Here is a 6,522-nt window from a genome sequence, read left to right as displayed (position 1 = left end):
GTCCCGCGTCCGCGACGCCTACGAGGGCGCCCTCCCCCGCGCCCTCGGCGAGCCCGCCTGACGGCCGGCGAGCTTGCCTGACGGGCCGGGGGACCCGCCTGACGGGGGCTGTGGACAACCCGACGCACCGACGAACCCGCCGGGAGTAGCCTCCCCCACCGGGGGACCCGACAACGGCGGGTCGGGTTCCGGCGTGACCGCGGGACGGGGGCCGCGGGACAGGGGACCGCGAGGGCGGGGACCGCGGGGCGGGGGACCGGCAGCCGCGGGTCGGGGTTCCGGCCTGCCCGAACCCGGCGGGCGCTCAGCGAAATCTCAGCGGGTCGTGCGACAGTGGGTTGAGGACGTCGGCTGCCGGAGGACCGCATGGGTGAGGGGCTGCGGGCCGGCATGGTCGTGGCGGTGCTGGTGGTGGCGTCGTTCCTCGCGCCGGCGTCGTCCGGGAGCCAGGGGCAGGAGCAGGCCCCGACGACCGTCGGCACCGAGGTCGTGGGGCATCTGGCGCCGCCGCAGCGCGGGGGCTACGGGGACGTCTGGGCGCACAAGGACGTGGCCTATCTCGGGAACCTGCGCCAGGCGGACTGCCAGCCGCCCAACGGGGTGTGGGCGATCAGCCTCAAGGACCCGGCCAAGCCGCGGGCGCTGGCCTCGTTCGCCAAGTTCCCCGGGAGCGACGGGGAGGACGTCTGGGTCGGGTCGGTCAGGACCAGGGCGTTCAAGGGCGACCTGGCCGCCGTCGGCGTGCAGCGCTGCTCCCGGCAGGTGCAGGGGTTCGCCGGGCTGGCCCTGTACGACGTGACCAACCCGGCCAGGCCGAAGGAGCTGGGCCGGCTCCCCAGCGGGGTCGTCTCGGGCGTGCACGAGGTCGGGGTGGTGCAGCGGCCCGACGGGCGGGTGCTGGCCCTGGCGGCCGTGCCCTACTCGTTCAACCTGAGCCAGGGCCGGCTCGGGGACCTGCGCATCATCGACATCACCAACCCGCGCCGCCCCCGCGAGGTCGCCGACTGGGACGTCCGCCGCGACGGCCCGGCCGAGACCAGGGGCCAGCTCGCCGCCCGGCGAGACGTCTTCGACCACAGCGCCTGGCCGTTCGACAGGGGCAACAAGGTGTTCGCCTCCTTCTGGTCGGCGGGCGTGCAGTTCCTGGACATCAGCGACCCGGCCTCGCCCCGGCTGATCGGCCAGACCCCCTACCGCCCCGAGGACGGCTACCGCGGCGCCCACTCGGGCTGGTTCAACGAGGACGAGACCCTGTTCGTCCAGAACGACGAGACGATGATGGCGGTCGGCAGCGGGTCCCGGCGCACCTGGACCTTCCAGCGGGTGTTCGACACCAGCGACCTGTCCCGGCCCAGGCTGCTGTCGACCTTCGCCACCGAGGCGGCCGTGCCCGGCAAGGACGGACGGGTGGGCCTCGACGGCGTCTACTCGGTCCACAACGCCGTCGTCAAGGGCGGCCTTTCCTACGCCTCCTGGTACTCCGACGGGGTCCGGGTGGTCGACCTGTCCGACCCCGCCAGGCCCCGCGAGATCGCCTCGTTCGTGCCGCCGCCGACCTCGCCCCGCCAGACGGCGGCCACCGCCCAGGGCGGCCGCCGCGACATGCCCGTGGTCTGGGGCGTCTTCCCCTGGAAGGACCTGGTCCTGGCCAGCGACATGAACAGCGGCCTGTGGGTCATCCGGGTCACCGCCGACGCCAAGGCGGCCAACGGCGGCGGGTCGGGCTCCCAGAGCGGGTCAGGGGCGGCGCCCGCCCAGCCGGCCCCGCAGGCGGCCCCCGACCCAGCCGCCGGCCCGGGCGGACCGGGCGTCGCGCTCTGGGTCGGGCTGACCGGCGTGGCCCTCGGCCTGCTGGCCGTGGGGGTGGTCGTGGCCGCCGCCCGCCGCCGGCCCGGCTGACCGACCGGGGCTCAGGTCACGTCCCGGCGCCGGGCCAGCAGGGCGCCGGCGACGGCGAATCCGAGCACGTAGGTGGCCAGGGCGATGCTGGCGCGGCCGCCGGAGACGGCGTCGATCACGCCGGGGGGCGGCTCGCCGCTCGCCCCGCCGCCGGGGGCCAGCGACCAGACCAGCGAGCCGGCGTTGACCCCGGGGAGCAGGTCGCGCAGGGGCCGCAGGCCGGTCAGGAGGCTGTCGGCCACCGCCGAGACGAGGTTCTCGACCCCGAGGACCCAGACGACGCCCAGGCCGACGGGGAGGGCGACGCCGCGGAAGGCGAAGCCGAGCACGGCCCCGAGGCCGCACCACATGCCCATGATCAGCCAGCCCGACCCCACACCCTCGGCCAGGGCGGCCAGCGACGGGTAGTCGAGCGGCCGCGACTCCAGGGTGGCGATCAGCCCCGCCGTGACCGCGTTGACGGCGAAGACGGCCAGGACGACGGCCAGGGTGGCGGCGGCCAGGGCGGCCAGCTTGCCGCCGTAGACGGCCAGCCGGGTCGGGCGCTGGGTGAGGGCGGTCTGCATGGTCCCCCAGCCGTACTCGCTGCCGGCGGCCAGGGCGCCCAGGATCAGGGCCAGCGCGCCCGCGAACACCGGGAAGCCACCGAGCGAGGTCGGCACCAGCTCGGCGGGCAGGGTCCCGGTCAGGACCGCCTGCGGGTCCAGGCCCTGGGTCTGGAAGTTCTGGTCGCTGGTGACCCAGCTCGAGTAGGGGAGCAGGTAGCCGAACAGCAGCTCCAGGGCCAGCGTCACCCCGAGCAGCACCCAGGTGGCGGGCCGCTTGCGCAGCTTGAGGATCTCCGCCAGGAAGCTCCCGGTCATCGTTCCGCCCTTCCGGTCCCGGTCATCTCCAGGAACACCTCCTCGAGCGTCCGCTCCAGCGGACGCAGCTCGGTCAGGGTCACTCCGGCGTCGGCCAGGGCACGGCTCACCCGGCCTGCCTGCGACGGCCCGGTCCGCAGCCGGAAGGCGCCGTCGGCCGAGGCGACGTTGCCGGCGCCAACCAGCCGCTCCAGGCAGGCCCGGGCCTCGGTGGCCGGCTCGGCCCGGACCAGCAGGCCGGCCTGGCCGAGCAGGTCGTCGACGGTGGTCTCGGCCAGCAGCCGGCCGCCGGAGATGACCCCGACCCGGTCGCAGAGCTGCTGCACCTCGCCCAGCAGGTGCGAGGACAGCAGGACGGTGTGGCCGCGCTCGCCGAGGTCGCGGAGCAGGGCCCGCATGTCGCGCATGCCGGCCGGGTCGAGCCCGTTGGTCGGCTCATCGAGGATCAGCAGCTCCGGGTCCTTCAGCAGGGCCGCCGCCACCCCGAGGCGCTGCTTCATGCCGAGGGAATAGCCGGCGTACCGGTCGCCGCCCCGGCCGGCCAGGTCGACCGTGTCCAGGACCGCCTCGACCCGCCGGTCGGGGACCCCGGCGTAGCGGGCGACCACGCGCAGGTTGTCGCGGCCCGTCAGGTACGGGTAGAAGCGGGGGGCCTCGATCAGGACGCCGGTCCGGGCCAGGGCCCGCGGGCTCCCCGGCTGGTCGCCGTGGACCGTCGCCGACCCGCCGGTCGGCCTGACCAGCCCGGCCAGCATCCGCAGGGTGGTCGTCTTGCCGGCCCCGTTGGGGCCGAGGAACCCGTACACCTCCCCGCGCCACACCGACAGGCTGACCCGGTCGACGGCCCTGACGGCGCCGTAGGTCTTGCTCAGGTCGTCGGTCTCCACCAGCTGCTCGCCCATGTCCCTGCCCTCGTCGTACCGGTCGTGTGCTCGGAGACGATGGTCGCGGCCAGGGCCGGAAGCGTCGTCGCCCGGGGGAAGGCGATCCGGCTGCTCCCGGCGGAGCAGCGGCGGCGGGCCCGGCTACCGCGCCGGTGGTAGCGGGATGGGATCAGGGCTTGCGGAGCCGCCAGATGACCTCGGCCGGCCAGCGGCGCGCCCAGGCCAGGTCCTCGGCGTCGCGGTAGGTGCTGGTCGCCTCCGGCCCGGGCTGGGGCTCGAGCAGGTCCTCGACCACCAGGCCGCTGTCGCGGAACAGCCGGATCCAGGCCCCGTAGGGCAGGTTGAACTCGACCGTGCCGTCCACGTCCTGCAGCTGGTAGAGCCCGAAGTAGTCGTTGACCAGCCGCTCACCGGCGTGGTCGGCGTCGGGGGCGAAGGCGATGTCGTAGATGGGGCTGATGTGGGTGAAGGCGAGCAGGCCGCCGGGGCGCAGGACCCGGGCCGCCTCGGGCACCGCCCGGTAGGGGTCGGCGAACAGGAATGCCCCGTAGTCGGCGAACACCACGTCGAAGCTGGCGTCGCGGAACGGGACCCGCTCGGCGTCCGCCTGGACCAGCGGGACGGCGATCCCCGTCTCCTCCCGCAGGCGCAGGGCGTGGGCGAGCTGGCGCTCGGACAGGTCGAAGCCGACCGGCCGGGCGCCGTTGCGGGCCAGGGCCGTCGACCACTGGGCGCCGCCGCAGCCGAACTCCAGGAAGTCCTTGCCGGCGACCTCGCCGAGCACCTCCAGCTCCGACTCGGGGATGTTCCAGGTGCCCCAGGCGAGGTGGCCGGTGAAGGCCTGGTCGCGGATCTGGGGCGCGTTGCGCCGCTGGTAGTCGTCGGCGTCCTCGTTCCACAGGCGCCGGTTGGCCCGGACGTGGGCGCCCTCGGTCACGGCCGGCCGGTCAGGGGTTGGAGGTGCCGGCGCCGACCCCGCCGCGGGTGTTGGCGGGCGAGCGCAGCACGGCCGAGGCGCGGGCCAGGGCGTGCTGGACCAGCTCGATCAGGGTCGTCTTGGCCGACTCCCGGACCCGGGCGTCGCAGGCCACGATCGGGGTGTCCTCGCCGATGACCAGGGCCTCGCGGACGTCCTCGACGGCGTGGGCCAGGACGCCGTCGAAGCAGTTGATGGCGACCACGAAGGGCAGCTCACGCTGCTCGAAGTAGTCGACGGCGGCGAAGCAGGCGTCCAGCCGCCTGGTGTCGACCAGCACGACGGCGCCGATGGCGCCCCGGCACAGGTCGTCCCACATGAACCAGAAGCGGTCCTGGCCGGGCGTGCCGAACAGGTACAGGATCAGGTCGGTGTCCAGGGTGATGCGGCCGAAGTCCATGGCCACCGTGGTGGTCGTCTTGCCCTGGATGTGGCTGGTGTCGTCGACCCCGAGGCTGGCCGTGGTCATGGCGGCCTCGGTCGTCAGCGGGATGATCTCGGAGACGGCGCCGACGAAGGTCGTCTTGCCGACACCGAAGCCGCCGGCGATGACGATCTTGACCGGGGTCGGCGCCCTCGACTCCCCAGCGGGAGAGCCCGATCTATATTGTCCGGAGTCCATAGAGCACCCTCTCGAGAAGCGCAAGGTCTGGGCGGTCGCCGACGCTGGCGTGCCGGTGCACGGTGACCAGCCCTTCATCGGCCATGTCGCCGACGAGCACGCGGACGACGCCGAGGGGCAGGTCGAGCCGGGCGGAGATCTCCGCGATGGAGAGAATGTCCCTGCACAGCAGGGCGATCGACCGCCGTTCGAGGCCCAGGGTCAACGAGGTCTCACCCTGCGAGGTGGTGGAGACCAGCGTCTCCAGCTCCAGGTTGTCATGCGCGGGACGCGTTCGCCCGCCGGTCATGGCATAGGGTCGGACCAGCCGACCCGGCTCCTGCCGGTTCTCCTGCTGATCCTCGGTGCTCATCGGTGGTTCCCCCAGCCCCAGCCATACTCATCGTGGCAGCGCCGCTTGCAGCTCGGCCCGGAGGGCGGGCGTGAGCACATCCCCCGTGCGGGCCACCAACAGCGCCATCTCGTAGCCGACCAGGCCAATATCACAGGATGGCGAGGCTAGCACGGCCAGGCAGGAGCCATCGCTGACCGACATCACGAACAGGAAGCCCTTCTCCATCTCCACGATCGTCTGGTTCACCGCGCCCGCGTCGAAGCAGCGGGCGGCACCCTGGGTGAGGCTGGCCAGCCCGGAGGCGACGGCGGCGAGCTGGTCGGCTCTGGCCCGGTCCAGGCGCTCGGAGACGGCCATGAGAAGCCCGTCGGCCGAGACCACGATCGCGTGCGCCACCCCTGGAACGCTCCTGGCGAAGTTGGAGACGAGCCAGTTGAGGTTCTGCGCTTCCCTACTGAGTTGCGTCATCGTCGTCGCTCCTCGAGGACGAATGGGCGTCGCCGCCTCTGTCGGCATCTTCGCCGGCTGCCATCATGCGGCCGCGCTCGAGGCCCGAGCGGTAGCTCGACAGCATGCTCCTGACCTCCTCCGGGGACCTGGCCGCGGAGGAGGAGGGCTGGGCGCTGTCGCCGGGGGTCGGGCTCGCGGCGGGCGCCGCGGCCTGCGCGGCGACCATCCCGGGGGCGAGGTTCGCCCGCGGGACCCTGCGGGGAAGGCCGGCCTTGGTCGTCTGGACCGAGGCGGCCTGGAGCGTCGCCGGCGCCGGCTCGGCCGCGGCCGGTGCCGCGCCCCGGGTCGGGAGCGGGGCGCCGCCGGCGGCGGAGGCTCGGGCGGGCGCCGGCTGGGCGGCGCGGTCGGCCCCGACGCGGTCGGCGCGGCGGCTCGGCCTGCCCGACGGCGCGGCCGGCGTTGGCTCCACCGGCTGGCCGGGGCCCGGCGGCGTC

8 protein-coding genes are annotated in these 6,522 nt (G+C 74.3%); 2 read left to right on the top strand and 6 right to left on the bottom strand.

Translation table 11 applies throughout. The features are described 5' to 3' along the window. The first annotated feature begins 366 nt into the window (after positions 1–366). On the top strand, positions 367–1,899 hold the full coding sequence (locus VF468_28965; GenBank protein ID HEX5882319.1) for a hypothetical protein: 1,533 nt from the start codon (positions 367–369) through the stop codon (positions 1,897–1,899). A gap of 11 nt (positions 1,900–1,910) precedes the next feature. Here VF468_28965 and VF468_28960 read toward each other — a convergent pair whose 3' ends face one another. The 6 genes from VF468_28960 to VF468_28935 form a co-directional block, all read right to left on the bottom strand. Beyond that, positions 1,911–2,762: an ABC transporter permease gene (locus VF468_28960; protein ID HEX5882318.1), complete on the bottom strand. Its 852-nt coding sequence runs from the start codon at positions 2,760–2,762 to the stop codon at positions 1,911–1,913. After that, on the bottom strand, positions 2,759–3,664 hold the full coding sequence (locus VF468_28955) for an ABC transporter ATP-binding protein (GenBank protein ID HEX5882317.1): 906 nt from the start codon (positions 3,662–3,664) through the stop codon (positions 2,759–2,761). Before VF468_28955 ends, VF468_28960 begins: the two co-directional genes overlap by 4 nt. Before the next feature lie 151 nt (positions 3,665–3,815). Then, on the bottom strand, positions 3,816–4,583 hold the full coding sequence (locus VF468_28950; GenBank protein HEX5882316.1) for a class I SAM-dependent methyltransferase: 768 nt from the start codon (positions 4,581–4,583) through the stop codon (positions 3,816–3,818). Positions 4,584–4,593: 10 nt separating this feature from the next. Next, entirely contained in the window at positions 4,594–5,244 is a 651-nt protein-coding gene (locus tag VF468_28945) for an ATP/GTP-binding protein (protein HEX5882315.1), read from the bottom strand. Further along, a complete protein-coding gene (locus tag VF468_28940) occupies positions 5,225–5,596 on the bottom strand; it encodes a DUF742 domain-containing protein (GenBank protein ID HEX5882314.1) in 372 nt (123 codons plus the stop codon). Before VF468_28940 ends, VF468_28945 begins: the two co-directional genes overlap by 20 nt. A gap of 27 nt (positions 5,597–5,623) precedes the next feature. Further along, on the bottom strand, positions 5,624–6,046 hold the full coding sequence (locus tag VF468_28935) for a roadblock/LC7 domain-containing protein (protein ID HEX5882313.1): 423 nt from the start codon (positions 6,044–6,046) through the stop codon (positions 5,624–5,626). Positions 6,047–6,150: 104 nt separating this feature from the next. On the opposite strand from VF468_28935, the gene VF468_28930 reads away from it, so the two are divergent. After that, positions 6,151–6,522 (top strand): hypothetical protein (locus VF468_28930; protein ID HEX5882312.1); only part of this gene is annotated, 372 nt, incomplete at its 3' end.

The sequence above is a fragment of the Actinomycetota bacterium genome (genome assembly GCA_036280995.1).
Classification (GTDB): domain Bacteria; phylum Actinomycetota; class CALGFH01; order CALGFH01; family CALGFH01; genus CALGFH01.
This window is presented reverse-complemented; position numbering and strand designations above follow the sequence as displayed.

Bases quoted from the DNA above. Each gene is read 5' to 3' on its own strand.
- VF468_28940 (HEX5882314.1), bottom strand. From the start codon at position 5,596: ATGAGCACCGAGGATCAGCAGGAGAACCGGCAGGAGCCGGGTCGGCTG.
- VF468_28965 (HEX5882319.1), top strand. From the start codon at position 367: ATGGGTGAGGGGCTGCGGGCCGGCATGGTCGTGGCGGTGCTGGTGGTG.
- VF468_28960 (HEX5882318.1), bottom strand. From the start codon at position 2,762: ATGACCGGGAGCTTCCTGGCGGAGATCCTCAAGCTGCGCAAGCGGCCC.
- VF468_28945 (HEX5882315.1), bottom strand. From the start codon at position 5,244: ATGGACTCCGGACAATATAGATCGGGCTCTCCCGCTGGGGAGTCGAGG.
- VF468_28935 (HEX5882313.1), bottom strand. From the start codon at position 6,046: ATGACGCAACTCAGTAGGGAAGCGCAGAACCTCAACTGGCTCGTCTCC.
- VF468_28955 (HEX5882317.1), bottom strand. From the start codon at position 3,664: ATGGGCGAGCAGCTGGTGGAGACCGACGACCTGAGCAAGACCTACGGC.